Source organism: Bacteroidota bacterium (genome assembly GCA_016713765.1).
GTDB lineage: Bacteria > Bacteroidota > Bacteroidia > AKYH767-A > 2013-40CM-41-45 > Pollutiaquabacter > Pollutiaquabacter aromativorans.
Genome location: JADJON010000001.1, coordinates 1344302 through 1365894, shown reverse-complemented (window position 1 = coordinate 1365894; position 21593 = coordinate 1344302). Strand labels below are relative to the sequence as shown.

The window sequence follows — 21593 nt, the reverse complement described above, 5'->3', positions numbered from 1 at the left end:
CAGGTAGTTAATTTTCGTGGGCGGTAAATGTATGAATTGAATAGTTAAAACCAAAAACAACGCATTTTTCCGACATTCGATGACGACCTTCATGCTGAGTGGGTTAGCAATTATTCCGGCAGAAAATACTTCCGTGTAATTGTTAAAGCCACTCACTTTCTTCCACCCAAAGAAAAGGCGACGTTTTTCGAATTCTGTCAACCGCTCGTCAGCTTATTTACTGCACATGAATTACCCCGTCATCACAGGGTCAAGAGTTATTAACAAATCCTTCTGAAGCCCCATCAAATGGCTTATTTTTGCCAGTTCACGACTCGACACACACTTTATGCGTCTTACAACACTAGAAATCAAGGGATTTAAGAGTTTCGGCGAGAAGGTGACCATCCACTTCGACAAGGGGGTCACTTCGATCGTAGGTCCCAACGGTAGCGGCAAATCCAACGTGGTGGATGCCATCCGTTGGGTACTGGGCGAGCAGAAGACGCGGATGCTGCGCTCTGAAAAGATGGAGAACATCATTTTCAACGGCACCAAGAGCCGGAAAGCCGCGAACGTCGCCGAAGTCTCCCTGACATTTGAAAACACCAAGAATATCCTCCCGACGGAGTATTCCACCGTCACGATATCCCGCCGCTATTACCGCGAAGGCGAAAGCGAATACCTGCTCAACGGGGTTACGTGTCGTCTCAAGGATATTACCGAACTTTTCCTGGACACGGGTATCGGTTCGGACTCCTACGCCATCATCGAATTGAAGATGGTCGACGAGATCCTCAACGACAAGAATAACGCGATCAAGAATCTCCTCGAGGAAGCTGCCGGCATCTCGAAGTACAAGATCCGTAAGAAGCAGACTTTCCAGAAACTCGAGGATACCGAAGGCGACCTCAACCGGGTCAACGACCTGTTGTTCGAGATCGAGCGGAACATGAAATCGCTCGAATCGCAATCAAAGAAAACCGAGCGTTACTACCGGCTCAAGGAACAATACAAAGAACTGAGTACCGAACTGGCGGTTTTCACCTTGTCCGGCAGCAAGCAGACATTCGACGAACTGCAGCAGCAGGAAGTCCAGCAGGTGGAACAAAAGGTCGCGCTGGATACCCAACTGGATACCAGTGAAGCCGAACTACAGCAAAAGAAACTGCTCGCACTCGATCGCGAGAAGGAACTGACGGAGTCACAAAAGAAACTCAATCTGAAAGTCGACACGATCCGCTCTCAGGAAAACGACAAGAAGGTCAGTAATGAAAAACTGAAGTACCTCCAGGACAAGGAGCAGACCCTGACGCAGCAGATCTCTTCCGATCGCGCCAATCTGCAGACGACTCAGGACCAGATCCGCCAGTCGGAAACCGATCGTTTGCAGGAGGAATCCCTGCTTGACCAGCTTCAGGCACAGTTACAGGAAATGAAAACCGCGCTCGACGTCGTGCGTTCCCGCCACGACGAAATGAAGAGCGACATCCACCGCTTTACCACCGAATCGCAGTCGATCCAGACGGCGATGCATGAAACGGAGAAAACGCTCGCGGTCACCCAGGCGCGGAAAGAATCCCTTCAGAAGGAGATCGAACGACTGGGCTCCGACACCAGCCACAAAGAGCAGGAACTCGGACGCATCAGCTCCGATACCGACCAGAGCCGCCTCAACAAAGACAACCGGGAACAGGAGTTGAATTCGCTGCTTGAACGCGAAGTACAGATCGGCGCCGACCTGACGCGTTACGAAGAAGAATTGAAAAAGGCGAATGAGTCGCTCATGGCCGAGGGTCGTAAGCTGGACGCCCGCCAGAATGAATTCAACCTCACCAAGAGCCTCGTCGAGAACCTCGAGGGTTATCCGGAATCGCTGCGTTACCTGCGTAAGAACGCGCCGGACGCACTTCGCGCTCCCCTGTTCTCGGAAATCCTGAGCTGCCAGGCCGAGTTCAAGACGGCAATTGAAAATTACCTCGATCCGTTCATGAACTATTTCGTGATCGAGGATATTGAAGCCGCCAGCCAGGCGGTTAACCTGCTGGCACAAGCCGCGAAAGGCCGCGCGAATTTCTTCATCCTCCAAAATTTCGAAGGAAGCGCCTCTACCGATTCCAACGGCCCGCAAGGCACCATCCCTGCCCTCTCCATCCTCGACGTAGAGCCACGCTACCAGGCCCTTTGCAATCACCTCCTGCGAAACGTATACATCGTCGTGGAAGACGAGGACCGCACACCCTTCCTGCGTGAAAGCCAGGAGGACCGCATCTTCATTTCCCGCAACGGCAAATACTGCCGTACCCGCCACGCCCTTTCCGGCGGCTCGGTCGGCCTCTTCGACGGAAAGCGCATCGGACGCGCCAAGCATCTGGATACGCTTTCCAAAGAGATCGAACAATTGACCGCCTCCCTGGAGACCCACCGCCAGGAGCGTGATCGTCTGCAGGCGGCTTTACAGGCTACCCGGCGCGAACGCGACGAACTCACCGGCCGGAAAAAGCACTTCCAGCAAGAGCTGAACCGGGCGGTACAGGAGTTCGCTTCGTTGCACCACAAGACGGAACACCTGCAAGCCGGTATCGACAACAACCAGAAACTGCTCGACAACCTGAATGCCCAGTTGCACGAGATCGACAACACCCTGCAGCAGGACAACCTGAGCTACCAGGAGCACATCCTGCAGCTCCGGGTGCGGTTTGATGAGGTCACCAGCCATCTGTCGGCCCTGCAAACCGAGTTCAACACGCTGACCGACGAGATGAACCGTGCCGGTACGGAATACAACCAGCACAACATCCATTGCATCCAGCAGCAGAACAAGATCGCCGGCATCATCCGGGATCACGGGTACAAGGTCGAACTGGAAGGCAACCTGCAACGCAACATCACGGCCAATGTGGCCGAATTGGATTACATCCAGGAACAGATCCGGGAGTTGCTCCAATCGTCCACCGATTTCGACGGACAATTGCTGGAACTCTATGCCGAGAAGGAAGAGCTCGAGAAATCGGTCAGCCTCGTCGAAACCGAATTCTACCGTTCGCGCGGCGAGATCGACGAACTGGAGAACCGCATCCGGCAGATCCGTCACCAGCGCGAGCAGTGCGACCAGTTGGCTCAGGCCATCAAGGAACGTACGACCGAATTAAAGATCCAGCTCAACTCGCTCAAGGAGCGCCTGTCGGTCGAATTCAACATCGACATCAACGACATCCTCGAACGCGAACCTTCACCCGACTGGACGGAAGAGGTGTTGCGGGAAAAAGTTGCCAAGCAGAAACACCAGCTGGACACGTACGGTCCGATCAACCCCATGGCGGTTGAAGCGTATAACGAGATCCAGGAACGCCACACCTTCATCACCACCCAGAAGGACGACCTGATCAAGGCCAAGGAATCACTCTTGCAGACCATCGAAGAGATCGAGAAGACGGCCCGCGAGAACTTCATGACGGCCTTCCACTCCATCCGGGAAAATTTCATTCGCGTTTTCCGTTCCCTGTTTACCGAAGACGACGATTGCGACCTGGTCCTGCTCAACCCGGACAATCCCACGGATTCGGATGTCCAGATCGTGGCCAAACCGAAAGGCAAGCGCCCCTTGTCGATCTCCCAGTTGTCGGGTGGAGAAAAGACCCTCACCGCGACCGCGCTCCTGTTCGGCATCTACCTGCTGAAGCCGGCTCCGTTCTGCATCTTTGACGAAGTGGACGCGCCGCTCGACGACGCCAACATCGACAAGTTCAACAACATCATCCGGAAGTTCTCCAAGGACTCGCAGTTCATCATCATCACGCACAACAAGCGCACCATGGCCGCCACCGACATCATGTACGGCATCACCATGGTTGAGACCGGTGTCACGCAGGTCGTGCCGGTGGATCTCACCGAAATGGAAGAGACCGTTTGATGCTTCTGGCCATTTGTAAATGAAAAACGCCCGGCACTGCCGGGCGTTTTTGCGATAGGTCCTGTTCGAATCAGGGGTGAGCGGCGAAGAGAAACATCGGCATGTTGTTCTCGATCCGGCTGTAATCCGTGGCTTCGACCAATCCGTCCCCATTGAGGTCGGTCACTACATAGCCGAACTGAAACGCCGCCACATCGTTCTCGACTAAGGCATAATCGGATGCCTCGATCAGTTCGTCCTGATTGATATCGCCACTCCACAGCGCCCAGATTCCCGGTTCCACTTCCGTCATGTTCGGGCCGTAGGAAAGATTATTATCCGCAGAGAAATCGTAGCTGACTGACCCCGCAATGCTCACCGGAGCTGCGCTCCAGGTCTGCAGCGTATTGCGGTGCATTACCTTGAGGAAATAGCTGCCCGAAGCGGCGAAGCTGAGCGACAACGATCCATCCGACTGCAGAATACCCTGCGCACATTCCACTTCCGAATAGGTCACCGGATCCATCAGACAAACAGTAACACTATCGCAATCACCGGGGTTCGCACTGAGTCCGGAATTGAAGAGTGAAGAAGTCATTCCTCCGCTTGCATAGTAGCCTTGCAGAAACAATGTCAACTGCACATTGGAACCGCATACCTGTTTCAGGTTAAACAACGGACTCACTCCCGCACAACCGGTGGAACCATCGGTCAGCGTAATTCCGCCCGATGTAGTGCCAACCGGGACGGTCACCTGGATGGTGTAATCATCCAGTACGGAGAAAGTCGTGGCCGCCGCTCCATTGAAACTCAGGGATGTCACATTGCTCAACCCTGAACCATTGAGGGTGATGACATCGCCCGCGCAGGCGGAATCCGCAGGAAGGAAGGAATACACCTCCGGAGTCGGATTCACCGTGAAGACCAGGTGATTGGACGCTGAAGAACATCCCAGGGAGTCGCGCGAAACGTAGAAGTCGTAGACACCCGGTGGTGAAAGATTGTAGGCGATCGACGGAGTGTTGTCAAACGTCGGGAACCAGGTGAGTCCGTCGGGAATATCGGAATTGATGGTGACGAATTCATTGTTACACACACTGAGCGGACTGGTACTGGTTATCAGTGGAGCCACAGGAGCAACACCTGCTGTAAAGGCTATTTCGGCATGGGTCACGCAACCATTCGTGTCTGTGGCCGCAACGGCGTAGGTGCCTGGATTAGCAATCGTGATCTGTTGGGTGATTTCTGATGTGCTCCAACTCCAGGCTACGAAGAGCGGTGCGCCATCGGAGAGCAGATCACGGTTGCCCGAACATAGCGCGAGTCCGCCGCCGGAGACGTTGATCAGCGGCGGTACCGTATCGAATCGCACGACATCGACATACGCCCGACCGGAAGGACAATAAGCATCCGAACTGTAAACCGAAACGACCTGGGTAGTATTGACTGTTATGGAATTCGTTGTTTCCCCGGTACTCCAGTAATTCGGGAAAGCCGTACTGGAAGATGTTAAGGTTACGCTTCCGCCCGGGCAGAAGGAAAGCGGTCCGCTGCTCGAAATCACCGGTGTAGGAGCTTGTGGCGATACGAATATCTGTACCGTATCCTGAGCACTGCATCCCGAAGCGTTCGACGCGGTCACGGTAAAAACGGTCGTACTGTTCAGTCCTGTGATAACAGCGGTATCGAGGTTTGTTGCGTGCAGGGTGGCAGCCGGTGTCCAGTCAAATGAGATACCGGCATTGTTGCACTGTTGAGCCGCGGGTGTAAAACGATATGTCACCGGAGTCGACTGAAGCCAATCCAGATTATTCTTTCCCGGAGGCGTTACAGCCGCTAATCCGGCCGCATCTTCGATTCCAAGTGTCTGGTTGTCGATCCGCACCCCTTTATTCATCACATCGATTCTGATTTCGATGACTCCGGTTCCTTCATGCAAAATAATCTTGCCTCCCAAGGAACCGGTTTGTAATCCGATGTTGTAGAACGCGACTGCTCCTGCGTTATACCGGACGACGAACTTTCTATTGGGTGCAATTCCTACCGTAAAGGTATCGATACCCGTAGCCAGTCCGCTGTGAAGAAGATCGTCCCAGCACAAGGCGATAATTCCGTTAGGCGCCGTCGCGGACGGAAGTGTCTGATTTCCCAGCGCGGTTACGGCTGTGGCGCCCATACCGATATAGCCATTTGAGCCAACGCGTATCGACGAATAACTCACTCCGCAAAAGTTGAAGGCGAAGGGCAGGTTAACCAGTGCGTCGCCATCATCGGCGCTCGACAAGGTGATGAATCCCGTGGATCCCGAAGGTGAATAATCCGCAGACGAAGAATCAAGTGTATACGTGTTGAAGGTCGGGTTGACACAAGCCCGCAGCACAGATCCGAAGGGAGCACATCCCTGGGTGGTGTCTGCGCTGACACTAACCGTCAGCGGGGTACCGATTGTGATGGGTATGGTACCGGTGATCGTACAACCATTGGAGGCGGTTGCGGTGACGGTGTACGTTGTCGTGCTTGCGGGACTCGCATTTACAGCAGAGCCGGTGGTCGCATTCAATCCCGCTGCCGGCGCCCAGCCAAAGGTCGTTCCGCCTCCCGAAGAGGCTGTCAGTGCAAGCGGAGCTCCGCAATACACCGCACTGACCGGTTGCAGGGCAAGTACCGGCCCTGGAAGGGCGGTGACGACAACAGTAGTGGACGTGCTGCCCCCGCAGGCGTCGGTAACGGTCAGGTAATAAGTGGAGGATCCAACCGGGGGTGTGATTGACAATAATTGTGTTGTTCCGATTTCGGTTACGCCGTCGGACCAACTATAAGCGAACGGTTCCCCGCCACCGGAAGCGGCACCGGTCAGTTGCGTCGACTGCCCTTCACATACGGAAGCAGGAAGCGCGGAAGCCGTAGCACTCAGTGCGACTCCTTCGTTCACCTGGGCAGTTGCCGTTGCCGTGCACACACCATCCGCAGTAACCGTCACGGTATATACGGTCGTGCCTGACACACCACTGGCGATCGGCATCGGAATGGTTGGATTATCGAGTCCGGCCGACGGGGTCCATGCATAGGTATAACTCGGAACGTAAGGCGAAAAACGCCAGGCCTCCGGACTGCTCACCGACCATGTTCCGCCGTTACGACTGGCGGGCGCAAGTCCACTTGAACCGGTAGCATTTTCAATCCCCAAAACGGTATTTGAGGTCGATGCACCCCGGTTGATTACGCTGATGTGAACCTCCACAATATTGGAACCTTCGTACAATTGGATCTGACCGGTGACGTTGCTTCCGGACTGCAGGTAAAACGGTACGGCGTTCCAACTGATCACAAAGATCCTGTTGGGTGCTGTGCCCACCGTACCATAGGTGACCGATCCGGAAGTGCCCGGATTGAGGTCGGCCCAGCAGAGCGCGATGACGTTATCGGGATCTGTTACATCCGGTATGTTGAGGCCCGCTAACTGATTCGCGGGTGCCGAATTACCAAATATGATATGACCGTTCGAGGAGATATACAGCGAATCCTCCGATGACCCGAAGAAATTGAAGTTGAAGGGCAGTGTAATGGGGCCAACGATCGCATCATCGGACGCGGGGCCGGTCGCGAATCCTGCGGTGGAAACCAATGCAGGAGAAATCGGATTCAACAGATAGGAACTTGAGGGCATTTGAGCAACAGCGTTGAGTTGAGCGCTTCCACCGGAACAAATGTTGACCGGATTAGCCGTCGCATTCACCGAATAGCCCGGCAACAAATTGAGTGAAACACTTTGAGTCGCAGTGCACCCCGTAGCAGTGATCGTACCGACAACTGTATAACTGGTAGAACTCGAAAGGGTGGCCGTGACTGAAGCACCGGTAGTAGCGTTCAAGCCGGAAGCAGGTGACCAGTTGTAGGTGTCAGCTCCGGAAGCGCTCAGGTTAATCGCACCCGGTCCGCAAATGGTCGTACCCGGATTGGCAGCAATTGCCACTGTAGGAAGCGGATTAGCAGTAACCAAATAACCGGAAGTCGTGGCAGTACCGCCTCCATTTGAACAAGTGACCCGCATCCGGTAATACCTGGAAACACTCAGGGCCGGGCTGGTATAGCTATTCGTATTGGCACCCGATCCACCGACGACATTCGCCCAGGGATCAGCCACGCCATTGTCATCCGACTCCTCCCACTGAAACGAAAGCCCTGAAACACCGGACGAAAATCCGGAGGCGGTAAGGGTTGTCGTTCCTCCTGCACACAGGCCGGATGTTCCACTGATAGTACCGGCAGTCGGTGTTCCACTACATACAGGAAGCGAAACACAACTCAATAAGGCATCCCAACCGGCATAGGTGATACTGAGGTCGGACGTGAACCGGAATGTCAATGATCCATCCACCGCCGAAGAGGTATAGGTTCCGGGCACGGTGGAGCCGGAAGTGTTGAGCAAAAGCGGCGCGGCCGTTGAATTGCCATTGTAAATGGACAAGTAATCATACCCGCTTTCGGTGACGAAGGAGTTGAATTGCACGCGAAGCAAATTTCCGGGTGTAGGATAAATGGTAAGAGTATAAGATTCCGCATTAGCATAAGCAGCGGCCAGTCCTCCCGAATCATAAAACCTGGCCGAACAGACGTTGGACAAAGAGCCATTCTGCATGTTATAGCAATTCACCACATTCACCAACAAAGGCGTTGAGAAGCCGTTGAGGCCGGAAGCAGAACAGGTGACACGGCAACGGTAGTACGTTGCAACCGTCGGGTTCGCGGATAAGGTAACGTTGTTTCCAGCGGCACCGGCTACGTTGGTCCAGGTCGAACCATCCGGCGAAGTCTGCCATCGGTAGGTGATGCCGATGCTGGAAGGAGGAGTTGACATCGATAGCGTCAAAGCGCTGCCGCTGCAGACCGGGTTGGCAGAAGCAAGGGTGTTACCCGGGCTGGGTGTTCCGGCACAGGAGGCAGGCGTAAATAAATAATACCGACCGGATGCGGGAAATGTGGACTGGGTATTGGCAGGAGTTGTCGTCGAAGCGGTATTCGATGTGGTCGTAACACTCTGGTACTCGGTAGCCGATGTTGACATGCCGATCGATGCCGAGGATCCGGCGGTGCCTGTCCCATACACGAATTGAATGGCAAAGTTGCTTTCGAACAACCAGAGCTGATAGGTCTTGGTATAGTTGCCCGTCTCTCCTATGTTCCGAACTCGCCATTCAACAACCAATTTCCGATTAGGCGATGTTCCCAATAATTGGTACTGAACGTTCCCGTTTGTACCGGTGCCCATGTCATCCCACCAGGGCATCAGGGCCGGGAAACTTGGCGGTGCTGTAATTGAATTTGAGTACGACGTACTCGGCGATGTTCCGAAACCGAACAGGCCGTTTGCGTTCACCCAAAAATTCGAATAGTTGTTGGAGTTGATGGTGAATGAAAATCCGATGGCCGAAGCGGCAGATGCCGGAGTATCATCTACACCGGAACCCACCAGCACCACCGGAGCGCTGAGCGTCTCCAAAGAAACACCGGTACCGGTTGTAAAGGTGTACGTATTCGCAGGCTGTGCCTGGACCAGGTTAGAAAAGAGCAGTAGAGCAAGCAGCCAGCTACAGGCTGCCTTCATCGGGTAGCGTTTCCGGTTCATTCGAGGGGGCGTTTCTCCTAAATATCGTTGATTTCAGAAGAAAAACCATACCCAAGTCCGGTTTTTATGCAAACGCGACAATTTACTTGGTAAACCTCCGGCCGACCATTACGACCTTTCAAATCTAATCAGGGGGTTATTGAGAATAGGAACAACAAACTGTTGTTTTCTACTAGCGCATAATCCGAGGCCTCAACGATTCCATCACCGGTAATGTCAGATGGCACATAGCCGAATAGGAATTGTTGCACATCGTTTTCCATGGTACTATAATCAGTCGCCTCAATCAAGTCATCCTGATTCAAATCGCCACTCCAGATTGCCCAACGGGCCGGTGCAGTTGAAACCTGAACCTGGTTGTCACCGAAGACGGTGTTGGCTGCAGTTGTCAGATCAAGTACAGTGAACGGACTGACGATCTGAACCGGGGCGGTCGTCCAGGTTTCCAGAATGTTTCGGCCCGTGATCTTGAGGTAGAAGGAAGAGCCCACATACCCGCCAGGAATCGAAATCTGCAGGCTGCCGTTCGTTTTCAGGACTTCATCGAAACAGTCGGTCTCCGTCAGCGTTCCGGCATCCATCAAGCAGACGTGCAGGAATTCACAGTCGGTAGGGTCGAATGAAATTCCAGAATTATACAAGGTGCCGGTCATACCGCCCACGCCATCATAATAACCCTGAATCAACAAGGTCATGTCCAGAAGCGAACCGCCACAGGTGTTTACGGTGAACGACATCGAAGATGATTCCGAACAACCGGAGATCGTAGCGAGGTTAATGGAACCGCTCAGCGCGCCGGGTGGAACTTCGATCCGAAGGAGGTTTGCATTCACGATCCTGAAGCCTGCTGGCACACCGAAGAAATCCACCGAGACGACTGTCGAAAAATTAGTGCCCGCCACATCGATGGAATCTCCCGGACAACCCGAACTCGGATTCAGCGAGGCGATCGTCGGATACAAGGCCGTAGAGACGCTGACCGGTGTTGAGGTTGACGAACACCCTCTGAAATCAGTAACCATTGCCTGGAAACCATAGGGAGAAGGAATGACCACATCCGGTGTGACATTCAAACTGGTGGAAGACGTTCCATAAACATCATTCCACATGAACGATGCACCCGGCCCACTACCGGTTGTATCTGCGGTCAATAAGACCGATGACAACGGATTGACCCCATCCCAGCAGAGATCCGTGGAACCCGTGGTTGTAACCGTGGGGACAGGAGGGTTATTGTAGACCTGGATGCTGAGTGTCGAAGTCCGACTGCAACCGTCGCTTGATGTAGCCGTAACCGTATAGGTTGTTCCCGACAGCAGATTAGTCAATACAGGGTTGGCGGATGCGGGATCATTCAATCCCGTTGAAGGACTCCAGGCATACATAAACGCGGACGTACCGGAACACTGCAAACTGGGTGTGAAGGAATAAGTGATCGGAGTGGATTGCACCCAGTTGGTATTGTTCTTTCCGGGAACGGAAAAGGCGAGCAGTCCCGTCGAATTCTCGATACCCAGGACTTTATTCCGGGTAGCCAAGGCTCCCATATTCATCGCGTCGATCCGAAGCTCGATGGCATTGGAACTTTCATGAAGGATGATCTTGCCGCCGAACGAACCGTATGACGTAGTCCCGTCAAAAAAAGAAACGGCCCCGGCATTGAAGCGGACAACAAATGCCCTTGCACCAGGCGACCCAACGGTAAAGGTATCCACGCCAGAATTCACGGTCGAATGAATCATGTCATTCCATACGAGGGCAATGAAATTGTTCGGCACTCCCGAAGCAGGCATGGTGGCGGTGGTGTACGCAGAGGAGCTGCTGCCAAAGCCGAGATATCCGTTGGTGCTGATGTATGCCGAAGAATAGGTATTACCAAAGAACCGGAACGGAAACGGAAGCGCGATCACGACGGAACCGTCATCACGACCATTGAACGTAACGAAGCCGGAACTGGTTGGAGCATAATCCGCCGAAGAGGAATCCACCTTATAATTCGTGAGCGCGCTGAAACAGGCCTGAGCATGCAAGCTGGTGGTCAACGGACTACAACCGCTGATCTGATCGGCCGAAAGATCCAACTGCTGTACAGCCGGCGCCACCGTGATCGTACGGGTGGCAGTTGCCGAACAACCGGAAATCGATCCGGTTACCGTATAGGTGGTGGTTCCATTCGGGGAAGCTATAACGGTTGTGCCGGTCGTCGCACTCAGTCCAATGGACGGACTCCACACATAGCTGGTGGCCCCGGAAGCGGTCATCGTAACGGATCCGGATCCACAAATCAGACTTCCACTGCTGGTGACGGATACCGAGGGCGAGTTGAGAACGGTCACCTGAACCGTTGAACTACCGGTTCCACCACATGCATCCGAAACGCTAACCGTATAAATTGTCGTGCCCAACGGAGGTGTAACGACCAGGTCCGCGGTATTGCCAATGGTGGTCACGCCTTGTTTCCACGTAATACCATATGGCTCCCCTCCCCCGCTGATGATCGCCTGAAGCGTGGTATTGCTACCCAGACAGAGTATGGTTGCTGTTGCGCCGGCCTGAACGTTCAAGGGTTGACCAACCGACAGGCTGAGACTGGCGGTCGCCGTACATCCGAAATTATCGGTGGCTGTTACCGTATAGGTCGCAGAACCTGCGAGCGGACCGGCAACCGGATTGGCGATTGAGCTGCTATTCAGGCCGGATGCAGGCGTCCAGGAATAATTCAAGCTGAAAGGCAAACGGTCGAATCGCCATGCTTCCGGACTGATCACGTTCCAGGTGATCAGACCCCCATTACGACCCAAGGGATAATGTGCCCGCGTACCGCTTGCATTTTCGATACCCATGCCGTTCAAGGCACCTGAACCGTTATGCTGTACGCTCGCAAGATGAAGTTCGATCCTGCCTGAGGTTTCATATAGATTAATCTGACCGGTCACATTACTGCCGGAAGCGATTCCAAAGAACGGGACCGACTGCAGATCAACAACGAAGATCCGGTTCGGAGCGGTACCTACGACCCCATATTTCACCGTACCACCGGCGCCCGGGTCGAGGTCACCCCAACACAAGGCCACCACATCATTCGGGTGTGCAGGATCCGGGAACAATTGGGAAAAAGGATCGGTAGAGGGAGTACCGAAGGTGATGAATCCGTTCGATCCGATATACAACTGAGACTTGTTCTGCCCGAAGAAATTAAAGCTGAACGGAAGCGCGACCGGGCCGAAATAATCGTCGTTTCCGGTACCCGCCGACGTCCAGGAGGTAATGGTTTGAAATCCTGCGGTCGATAAGGGCAGATATGCAACCTGAGCGAGTGAATATGGCGCCTCCTGGGTCGCGTTCGCATTGAGTTGTGAACTCGTTCCAGTACATAGATTGGAAGGAGTCGCGGTAGCCTGCAGGGTAACACCCGGAACTACGGTCAATTGAACCGTAGCGGTAGCAGTACAACCGGCTGCATCCGTTCCGGTTACCGTATACAAAGTGGATACGGAAGGCGAAGCGGTAACTGTCGCGCCAAAGGGAACACTCAGTTCATCAGCCGGCACCCAGGAATAACCATTGGCACCCGTTGCGTTCAAGGTCACAGATCCGCTGCCGCAGACTACCGAGGAAGATGCCGTCGCACCAACGTTAGGCGGAGCAATGACCGTAACCGACACCGTAGCGCTGGAGGTATTGCCGCAATTATCGGATGCTGATACTGTGTAGGTTGTTGTGCCGGCTGGCGGTGCAACCGTTAAAGCTCCGGTGGTTCCGATGGTTGTGCCACCCGTTGACCAGGAGTACGAATATGGGACACCACCTCCGGTCGCATTGGCGGTCAGGTTCGTCGTACCACCAAAACAGAAATTGTTCGCGGAAGATGCCGCGCTAACGGAAAAGGGTTGACCGGTAATGATCGTTGCCGTGGCCGTAGCGGCACAACCTCCACCTCCACTGACGGTCACTGTATAAGAAGAAGTCGTTACAACACCCGTAACACCCGGGTTGGCAATATTCGGGTTACTCAGTCCGGTCGCGGGGCTCCAGCTATACGTGAATGCCGGATAGGCTGGCGTAAATGACCAGGCTTCCGGCGCCGTCACTGACCAGGTTCCGCCATTTCTGCCGGTCACGGCCGTTCCGGCGGTTCCTCCGGAATTCTCGATGCCCATGACAGCGGCTGCGGTAGAAGTTCCCCGGTCAAGGGTGGTAGCATGAATTTCAATATGGCCGTCTTCGAACAGGCAGATCTGACCGGTCGCGATACTTCCACTGGCATTGTAAAAGAGTACGCCGCTATAGTCAACCACGAACACCCTGTTCGGCGCCGTACCAACCGTTCCATACGATATGGTTCCACCTGATCCCGGATTCAAATCGGTCCAACAGAGTGCTATGTAATTGTTCGGTGCCGCCGTGGCAGGGATGGCAACCGCCTGATAGGCTGTTGACGTTGTTCCGAAGATCAGATATCCGTTGGTACCAATGAATGCACTGGTATAGGAGTTTCCGTAGAAGAACCAATTAAACGGTAAGGTCACTGCCGCTGATCCATCGTCAGCGGTCCCCGTCCAGGAGGTGATGGTGGTAAATCCGGTTGTCGGAAATAACTGGTACGGAATGGAAGCCAGTGTGTAGCCGGAGGTACTGGTGTTGGCCACAGCATTCAGCGTGGTGGCGCCACCGGGGCATATATTCACCGGATTGGCGCCAGCGCTTGCATTGATTCCGACTGTTGTATTGATAGCCGATGTTGCCGTGGCGGTACAACCGCTTGAGGTCGTGGTACCGGTGACCGTGTAGGTAGTACTGACAGTTGGAGTCGCGGTCACCGAAGCCCCGGTCGTCGCGTTCAAACCCGTGGAAGGCGACCAGGCATAGGTATCTGCTCCGGAAGCCGTCAGAACAACACTATTCCCCGCGCAAAGCGTCGAGGTGGTTGGCGATACCGTCACGGTAGGACGCGGATTGACGGTTACGAGGTACTCCGTTGTACTTGCCGACAAACCACTGAACGAGCAACTGACAAGCAGTCGATAATATCGACTGGTCGTCAAAGCCGGTGTGGTATAGACGAGCGTCGTGCCTCCGCTTCCTCCTACAACACTTGCCCAGGGATCACCTACACCGTTATCATCGGACTCCTGCCACTGATAAGAAATGCCACCGAAGGAAGTGGGCGTAGCTCCGCTAGCAGTCAGGATCGTTGTCAAACCGGAACAAAGCACATTCGTCCCGCTGACAGTTCCTGCAGCAGGCGTCCCACTGCAATTCTGAATGACGGGGGGCGTGAACACATACGTTCTGCCGCTGCCTGCCCAGGTGGTTACACTGTTGTTCGGGGTGGTGGTAGAAGCCGTATTGGTAGACGTGCTGACACTTTGATAGGTCGTTGAGCTGCTTGCAATACCGATACTGGCGCTGGTTGCAGCCGTGCCGGTGCCGTAAACGTATTGTACCACATTGGAAGTCTCGAACAGCCAGGCCTGGAAGGTCTTGGTGTAATTGCCGGTTTCTCCGGAATAACTGCGAATGGTCCACTCCACCGTGAGCTGCCGGTTTGGTGCTGTACCGGTCAACAGGTAACGAACACCACCGTTGGATCCGGTATGTCCGTCATCCCACAAGGGCATTAAAGCGGGGAATGGCCCTGTGGTGATTCCATTCTGCCAGGCATTCGTAACAGCAGTGCTACCCAGTCGCATTAGCCCGTTCGAGTTCACGGAGAATTGCGTATAGGCTGTACCGGCGAACGTAAAAGAGAATCCTATGTTGATGGTCGTACTGGCGCTATCGTCCAGGTTACTACCCATGATCAGGGTGGAACCCGTCATGGTGGTGAGTGAAGCACCGGTTGCTGTCGAAAAGGTATACTGGCTTGCGGTCTGGGCATTCACCCGGATCGCGAAAAAGAAAACACTATATACAGACAAAATAATCAGGGTTCGCACAAAGCAATACGAACCAGACTTTCCGGAGGGTAGGCGTGACATGTGGGAGTAGGTGAATTAGCGGAAAACCGCCGCAGTAACGGTTTCCGTAGAGCTTTCAATATAGAAAAAAATCGTCGCCTGTGCAAGCTTTTCTATCGATTCCTGATAAAATCGGACACTAGACTTGATTCCTATGGAATAAAAAAAAGAAGTCCCTCCGCCGTAGCGGAAGGACTTCCTTTCATGATACGCTTCAGGCCGATTACTCGACGATGAGGCGCAGGGTTTGAACATTACCACCCTCGGTCTCCAGGGACATGAGGTACATGCCTTTGGCGACGTTGGTCAGGTTCAGCTCCTTCATGTTGTTGCCTTCGACAGCGTTGAGCTGGTCGCTGACAACCACATTACCGAGCAGGTCAACCACTTTCACCGTGTAACGCTCAGCTGCAACTGCGTTGAAGTTGATCGTAACCAGACCGTTGGTCGGGTTCGGGTAAGCGGTCAGCGCGCTGGCTGCGGTCATCTCTTCGCCGCTGGTGCGGCAGCCGAGGTTCACAGCAACAGCCAGGGTGCGCGGCTGGCTCAGACCACATGCGTTCACTGCATTGACGCGAACGGTAGCGGAAGTGCTGAGTGCGGAGTTGTAGTTCACAGTAGCCGAGGTGCCGCTCGGTACGATCGAAGCACCACCGGTGACCGACCATACATAAGAGGTAGCACCGCTAACCGGGCTGATGGAATACGTACCCGTCTGCGACTTACATACGCTGGCAGGACCAGAGATGGCTGCAGGAGCAGCCGGTACCGTGATAACGGCCAGGCAACGAGCTACGCTCGATCCGCAGGAGTTGCTTGCGGTTACGCAAACGTTACCAGCAGAGGTGCCGAAGTTGACCATGATCGAGGTAGTACCCTGACCGCTGGTGATGGTAGCACCGGCCGGAACCGTCCAGTTGTAACCGGTTGCACCGGCTACAGCTGCGATGGAGTACGAAACACCCGTAGCGTTACACAGGGCAGAGGCCTGACCCGTGATACCACCCGGCTGGGTCGGTACGGAACGGAGCGTGTAGGAACGCGAGAAGGAACCGCAAGTGCTGCTGGTGGTTACCGTCAGGACACCCGAGGTCCAGGCCGGACCGAAGTTCACCGTGCAGCTGTTAGCGCTGCTGGATCCGATGGAAGCGTCGCCGGTGATGGACCAGGTGTACGTTGCAGTACCCGGAACAACGGAGATCGAGAACGAAGCCGAAGTGTTCGGACAGTTGTAGATCGGACCGAAGAGCGCCGAAGAGTGCGTCGGTACGCCGGTCAGCGTCTGGTTGCGGGTCGGGCTGTTGCCTTTGCAGTTCTGAGCATAGACAGAGATCGAACCCTGACCGAAGCCGGCCGGGATGCTAACCTGTACGGAGTTGGTTCCGTTACCGCTTACGATCGACACACCGGTACCGGTGACCGACCATACATAGTTCGTAGCGCCGGAAACCGGAGCAACCGAGTAGGTAGCGGTGGTCGGGCCGCAAACAGGGTTCGGGCCGGAGATCAGACCAGGAGTGGTCGGCTTAACCGTGAGAACCGGAACGTTGATGCAAGCAGGAGTACCGTTGCCGCAAGCGTTGGTCGGGGTTACGCAGATGAAGCCACCACCATAGGTAGAGCTGAAGGTCACCGTGATGCTGGTGCCGGTCGAAGAACCGGAAGCGCCAACCGGGAGACTCCAGATGTAGGACGAAGCACCGGAAACCGGAGCGATCGAGTACGTTACCGTGGTGCTGCGGCAAGCGCCGGCAGGACCAGCGATTGCGCCTGCAGGATCAGGACCAGAACCAGCGCCGCCTACTACTACCGTAGCAGAGCCGGTGCAACCGTTACCATCGGTGATGGTCACGGTGTAGCTGCCAGAAGCAAGACCCGTAGCCGAAGCGGAAGTGCCGCCGGCCGGAGCCCAGAGGTAGCTGTAGTTACCGTCACCGCCGGTAGCGACTACCGTAGCGGTTCCCGTGCTGCCACCGCAGTTGGACGGAGTGGACGTGATCGAGGAAGCCTCAACTTTGGCCGGCTCGGCGATCGTTGCAGAGCAGGAAGACGTACAACCACCGTTGTCCGTAACCGTGTAGTTATAGGTACCTGCAACCAGGTTAAAGGTACCGGTTCCGGAATACGGAGCCGTACCACCCGAAGCGCTAACCGTGATGGAACCGAGTCCACCGAAGCAAACCGCATCAGATGCAACACAGGAAGCCGAAAGCGGCGTTCCGGTTACGTCCCAGGAACAGGTCGTGTTGTTGAAGGTAGCTGTCTCGTAGCAAGCCAGGGTCGGCATAGCCGGCTGGGTGCCCGTTACGTCCCAGGAACAGGTCGTGGTGTTGAAGGAAGCCGTCTCGTAGCAAGCCAGAGTCGGCATAGCCGGCTGGGTGCCTGTTACGTCCCAGGAACAGGTCGTGTTGTTGAAGGAAGCCGTCTCGTAGCAAGCCAGGGTCGGCATAGCCGGCTGGGTGCCCGTTACGTCCCAAGAACAGGTCGTGTTGTTGAACGAAGCAGTCTCGTAGCAAGCAAGCGTCGGCATGGCCGGCTGGGTGCCCGTTACGTCCCAAGATCAGGTCGTGTTGTTGAACGAAGCCGTCTCGTAGCAAGCCAGGGTCGGCATAGCCGGCTGGGTGCCCGTTACGTCCCAGGAACAGGTCGTGTTGTTGAACGAAGCGGTCTCATAACAAGCAAGCGTCGGCATAGCCGGCTGGGTGCCCGTTACGTCCCAGGAACAGGTCGTGTTGTTGAAGGAAGCCGTCTCGTAACAAGCAAGACCGGTCGGAGCTGCAGGCTGGGTGCCCGTTACGTCCCAAGAACAGGTCGTGTTGTTAAACGAAGCCGTCTCGTAGCAAGCCAGGGTCGGCATAGCCGGCTGGGTGCCCGTTACGTCCCAAGAACAGGTCGTGTTGTTGAACGAAGCCGTCTCGTAGCAAGCAAGACCGGTCGGAGCTGCAGGCTGGGTGCCCGTTACGTCCCAGGAACAGGTCGTGGTGTTGAACGAAGCGGTCTCGTAGCAAGCAAGCGTCGGCATAGCCGGCTGGGTGCCCGTTACGTCCCAGGAACAGGTCGTGTTGTTGAACGAAGCCGTCTCGTAGCAAGCCAGGGTCGGCATAGCCGGCTGGGTGCCCGTTACGTCCCAAGAACAGGTCGTGTTGTTGAACGAAGCGGTCTCATAACAAGCAAGCGTCGGCTGTGCCGGCTGCGTGCCCGTTACGTCCCAGGAACAGGTCGTGGTGTTGAACGAAGCCGTCTCGTAGCAAGCCAGGGTCGGCATAGCCGGCTGGGTGCCCGTTACGTCCCAAGAACAGGTCGTGTTGTTGAAGGAAGCCGTCTCGTAGCAAGCCAGGGTCGGCATAGCCGGCTGGGTGCCCGTTACGTCCCAGGAACAGGTCGTGGTGTTGAAGGAAGCCGTCTCGTAGCAAGCAAGCGTCGGCATAGCCGGCTGGGTGCCCGTTACGTCCCAGGAACAGGTGGTGGTGTTGAACGAAGCCGTCTCGTAGCAAGCCAGGGTCGGCATAGCCGGCTGGGTGCCCGTTACGTCCCAGGAACAGGTCGTGGTGTTGAACGAAGCGGTCTCATAACAAGCAAGCGTCGGCATAGCCGGCTGGGTGCCCGTTACGTCCCAAGAACAGGTCGTGTTGTTGAAGGAAGCCGTCTCGTAGCAAGCCAGGGTCGGCATAGCCGGCTGGGTGCCCGTTACGTCCCAGGAACAGGTCGTGTTGTTGAACGAAGCGGTCTCATAACAAGCAAGCGTCGGCATAGCCGGCTGGGTGCCCGTTACGTCCCAGGAACAGGTCGTGTTGTTGAAGGAAGCCGTCTCATAACAAGCAAGACCGGTCGGAGCTGCAGGCTGGGTGCCCGTTACGTCCCAGGAACAGGTCGTGTTGTTGAAGGAAGCCGTCTCGTAGCAAGCCAGGGTCGGCATAGCCGGCTGGGTGCCCGTTACGTCCCAGGAACAGGTCGTGGTGTTGAACGAAGCCGTCTCGTAGCAAGCCAGGGTCGGCATAGCCGGCTGGGTGCCCGTTACGTCCCAGGAACAGGTCGTGTTGTTGAAGGAAGCCGTCTCGTAGCAAGCCAGGGTCGGCATAGCCGGCTGGGTGCCCGTTACGTCCCAGGAACAGGTCGTGGTGTTGAACGAAGCGGTCTCATAACAAGCAAGCGTCGGCATGGCCGGCTGGGTGCCCGTTACGTCCCAAGAACAGGTCGTGTTGTTGAAGGAAGCCGTCTCGTAGCAAGCCAGGGTCGGCATAGCCGGCTGGGTGCCTGTTACGTCCCAGGAACAGGTCGTGTTGTTGAAGGAAGCCGTCTCGTAGCAAGCCAGGGTCGGCATAGCCGGCTGGGTGCCCGTTACGTCCCAAGAACAGGTCGTGTTGTTGAACGAAGCCGTCTCGTAGCAAGCAAGACCGGTCGGAGCTGCAGGCTGCGTGCCCGTTACGTCCCAGGAACAGGTCGTGGTGTTGAACGAAGCGGTCTCGTAGCAAGCCAGCGTCGGCATAGCCGGCTGGGTGCCCGTTACGTCCCAGGAACAGGTCGTGGTGTTGAACGAAGCCGTCTCGTAGCAAGCCAGGGTCGGCATAGCCGGCTGGGTGCCCGTTACGTCCCAGGAACAGGTCGTGGTGTTGAACGAAGCCGTCTCGTAGCAAGCCAGGGTCGGCATGGCCGGCTGGGTGCCCGTTACGTCCCAAGAACAGGTCGTGTTGTTGAACGAAGCCGTCTCGTAGCAAGCCAGGGTCGGCATAGCCGGCTGGGTGCCCGTTACGTCCCAAGAACAAGTCGTGTTGTTGAACGAAGCCGTCTCGTAGCAAGCAAGACCGGTCGGAGCCGGAGGCTGTGGTGTGACCGTCAGATCCAATACCTCATAAGCGCAAGGGCCAACCTGAGCCGTGTACGAACCGGATGCCGTATAGGTCTGGCTGTTTACGGACCAAATGTAGCTGACACAAGCCGATACAGATGTGCTGTTGTAGGTCGGAGCCGGACCGTCAAGTACCGTGTAAGAAGCGGTAGCCGTACAGCCGCCGGTAGCGGTAACCGTTACCGTGTAAGTGCCCGGAGCAAGACCAGAGATGTTTTCAGTGGTTTCGCCTCCCGGAGCCCAGGAGTAGGTAAACGGAGAAGAGCCGGTAGCCGAAGCGCTGGCCGTTCCGTTGTTAGCACCCTGACAAGTCGCGTTGGTACCCGTAGCGAAAGCTTCTACGGTGCAGGCACCGGTTACGTTGGTCGTAAAGGATGCAACACGCGTACAGGAAGTGCCAGGCCAGGTGTAGGAATAGGTTACTACTACAGGACCGGTTCCGGCTGCGGACGGGTTGAAGAAGTTACCCGATACACCGGGACCGCTGAACGTACCACCAGCCGGCGAACCGGTGAGGGTTACCTGCGGGTCAGTTGAAGCATAGGAAGCAGCAAGACCTGACAGCGATACAGTCAGGTTCGCATTCGCTGCAGGATTGGACGCGCCATCTGCATCGGAGCAAGACCACAAGCCATCACCATTGAAGGAGGGGAAGTTACCCTGAGGAGTCCCGGTACAAGCATAAGGAGAGGTGGAAGCCTGGGCAACCGTGAAAGATGCGGAAGCACCACCGGTATTCCAGTTACTGATATCCGTACGAAGTCGGAGGTTGGAAGCTCCGGAGGTCTGACGGTAGTTGAATCGAATGTTCGGAGAAACGCAACCGAACGCAACCGTGTTAACCAGTCGTAGACGGCAGATTTTTGCAGGCGTCGTAGTAATCACGGTGCCCGGATTTGGAATCGCCGCAGTGGTCAAGTTAATGAAGTCAGGCGCAGTTGACGTTCCCGTGTTGTTCAACGTAAACGTAAACGTCGGCGATAACGTGGACGAACCCGCCACGTAGGAACGCGTGAGTGTACCACCATTTCGGAATGCCGGATCCAAGAAGAGACCCAACTGCACCTGGCGTAGGTTCCAGGTAGGAGTCGAAGCATCCGCGACGATGAACACGTCAAACTCGTACGTAGTCGAGTTGACCAGATTGTCGTTGGCGATGTACACGCTATAGTACGGAAAATCCGTCTGTGCTTTAGCGACTGTACACGTCAGCAGAAGCGCGAGGAAGGCCAGCCAGCCACGCGCCCCTTTCTTTAGTTGTTGTGTAGTCATGTTATTGAGGTTTAGGTA

General features: G+C 55.4%; 5 protein-coding genes. 1 reads left to right on the top strand and 4 read right to left on the bottom strand.

Going from position 1 to position 21593, the window contains the following annotated elements; genetic code table 11:
* The first annotated feature begins 328 nt into the window (after positions 1-328).
* On the top strand, positions 329-3892 hold the full coding sequence (gene smc / locus IPJ96_05205) for a chromosome segregation protein SMC (protein MBK7909746.1): 3564 nt from the start codon (positions 329-331) through the stop codon (positions 3890-3892).
* Positions 3893-3962: 70 nt separating this feature from the next.
* Here the strand turns inward: smc and IPJ96_05200 are convergent, their stop codons facing one another.
* The 4 genes from IPJ96_05200 to IPJ96_05185 form a co-directional block, all read right to left on the bottom strand.
* Positions 3963-9497 (bottom strand): hypothetical protein, encoded by a 5535-nt coding sequence (locus tag IPJ96_05200; protein MBK7909745.1) that lies wholly within the window; start codon positions 9495-9497, stop codon positions 3963-3965.
* Positions 9498-9625: 128 nt separating this feature from the next.
* Positions 9626-15418, bottom strand: coding sequence for a hypothetical protein (locus IPJ96_05195; GenBank protein ID MBK7909744.1), 5793 nt, complete (start codon positions 15416-15418; stop codon positions 9626-9628).
* A gap of 262 nt (positions 15419-15680) precedes the next feature.
* Positions 15681-17987, bottom strand: coding sequence for a T9SS type A sorting domain-containing protein (locus IPJ96_05190; protein ID MBK7909743.1), 2307 nt, complete (start codon positions 17985-17987; stop codon positions 15681-15683).
* A 30-nt stretch (positions 17988-18017) separates the two neighbouring features.
* Positions 18018-21575: a SprB repeat-containing protein gene (locus IPJ96_05185; protein ID MBK7909742.1), complete on the bottom strand. Its 3558-nt coding sequence runs from the start codon at positions 21573-21575 to the stop codon at positions 18018-18020.
* Positions 21576-21593 lie beyond the last annotated feature (18 nt).